Annotated in this window: 2 protein-coding genes and 1 pseudogene; all 3 read left to right on the top strand. The window is 71.9% G+C overall.

The genetic code is table 11. The annotated features are described in order from the left end of the window. A partial coding sequence (gene ruvX, locus G6023_RS13880) for a Holliday junction resolvase RuvX (protein WP_472986451.1) occupies positions 1-478 on the top strand: 478 nt, incomplete at its 5' end. Between the two features lie 93 nt (positions 479-571). Continuing rightward, positions 572-1,744 carry an endolytic transglycosylase MltG gene (locus G6023_RS13875; RefSeq protein ID WP_182636054.1) on the top strand — a complete coding sequence of 391 codons (1,173 nt, stop codon included), beginning with the start codon at positions 572-574 and terminating at the stop codon, positions 1,742-1,744. Continuing rightward, positions 1,734-2,148, top strand: a pseudogene (locus G6023_RS13870) (shikimate dehydrogenase); the annotation flags it as partial. The gene G6023_RS13875 and the pseudogene G6023_RS13870, both read left to right, overlap by 11 nt.

Below are 2,148 nucleotides of genomic sequence, written 5' to 3'. Positions count from 1 at the left end.
CGGGCCAGCCGGGCCCGCCACGTCCGGCGGCGGCTGGACCCGCGGGCGCCGACTCGGACTGGACGTGGGCACCGCCCGCATCGGTGTGGCCTCCTGTGACCCCGACGGGATCCTCGCCACCCCGGTCGAGACCATCCGGGTCACGGACGGCGACCCCGGGTGGGCCACCGAACTCCGGCGTCTCGCCGAGCTCGTCGAGGAGTACGACGCCGTGGGTGTGGTGGTCGGCCTGCCCACCTCGCTCAAGGGCCGGGAGACCGCGTCCACCGCGATGGCCCGCTCGTTCGCCACCGCCCTGACGGCCGGGGCGCCCGACCTGCCGGTGGACCTCGTCGATGAGAGACTGACGACGGTGACCGCGAGTTCGGCACTGCACGGCGCCGGCCGCAACACCCGGAAACAGCGCGACGTGATCGACCAGGCGGCCGCCGTGGTCCTGCTCCAGGCCTGGATCGACTCGCGGCACGCCCGCCGATGAGCGACCCCCCGGCCTGCCCGCCTGGATAAACTGGCCGACGAGCACGATGCTGTCCGCGGGACAGCTCCCCTGACACCATGACCGAGGAGCACGATGTCTGCGGCACGAGGACGCTCACGTACGGGAGCCACCACGAGGTTCATCCTCCTGGCGGCCGTGATCGGGGTGGTCCTCGCCTTCGGCGTGATGGTCTACCGCAACCAGAACACCGAGGTCGCGGCGGCGCCGGACTTCGACGGGCAGGGCAGCGGGAACGCGCTGCTGCACGTGGAGCCGGGGGACACCCTGGGGGTCGTCGGGGACCGCCTCTACGACATCGGCACCGTGGCCAGTACCCGCGCCTTCACGGGAGCGGCGGCGGGGACGCCCGTCGAGGGCATCCAGCCCGGCTACTACCAGGTGCGGCAGGAGATGAGCGCCGCCGCCGCGGTGGACGCGCTGGCGGACCCGCAGAACCGCGTCGGTTTCGTCGAGGTCAAGCCGGGCGGCCGGCTGCTCGACACCGTGGTGGTCGGCGGTGGCAGGGAGAAGGGCATCTACACCCTGATCGCCGACGCCACGTGCCTCCGCGATCTGGACGAGCCCGAGGCCGCCCCGATGTGTCGGCAGCCCCAGGAGATCGTCGACGCGGCCGTGCAGGCCGACCCGGCCGAACTCGCGGTCCCCGACTGGGCCATCGACGAGGTCCGGGGCGCCCCGGACCCGGTCCGTCGCCTCGAGGGGTTGATCGCCCCGGGGGTCCACAACATCAACCCGCAGTCCGAGCCCGTCGAGATCCTGCGTCAGCTCATCGACGCCTCGACCGCCTCCTACGACGAGACCGGACTCGTCCCGGCCGCAGACCGTATCGGTCTCACCCCCTACGAGGTGGTCACCGCCGCGTCGCTGGTGGAAAAGGAGGGCAAGCTCCAGGACTTCGACAAGGTCGCGCGGGTCATCCTCAACCGCCTCGCCGAGCCCATGCGTCTCCAGTTCGACTCCACGGTCAACTACGCTCTCGCCGACCAGGAGATCGCCACCACCGACGCCGACCGGGCCGAGGTGACCCCGTGGAACACCTACGCGATGGACGGACTGCCCTACGGCCCGATCGGTTCACCGGGTCTCGACGCACTGCGCGCGATGGAGAACCCTGCCGACGGGCAGTGGAAGTACTTCGTCACGGTCGACATGGAGGGCACCACCAGATTCGCGGACGAGTACCCGGAGCACGAGCGCTATCAGAGCGAGGCCATCGCCAACGGAGTCCTCGCCAGTGGTCGCTGATCCCACGGGCGCACCGCGCTCGGCGGCCGTCCTGGGGCACCCGGTGGACCACTCGCTGTCCCCGGTCCTGCACGGTGCCGCGTACCGGGCGCTCGGCCTCGACGACTGGACCTACGAACGCATCGACTGCGACGCCGAACGACTGCCGTCTGTGGTCGACTCGTCGCCCGCCGACCGCATCGGTTACTCGGTCACGATGCCCGGCAAGTTCGCCGCCCTCGCCTACGCCGACGAGGTGAGTGACCGCGCCCGCATCGTCGGCAGCGCCAACACCCTCGTCCGGCGGGCGGGCGGCTGGTTCGCCGACTGCACCGATGTGGACGGGGTGACCGGGGCGCTCGCCGCCTTCGGGGACCTGCCCCCGGCGCCCACCGCGGTCGTCCTCGGCGTCGGCGGGACCGCCC

Origin of the sequence: Dietzia sp. DQ11-71, from assembly GCF_014144995.1 — a bacterium.
GTDB lineage: Bacteria > Actinomycetota > Actinomycetes > Mycobacteriales > Mycobacteriaceae > Dietzia > Dietzia kunjamensis.
Note: the sequence above shows the minus strand (reverse complement) of the source record. Positions and strands in the feature narration are given on the sequence as shown.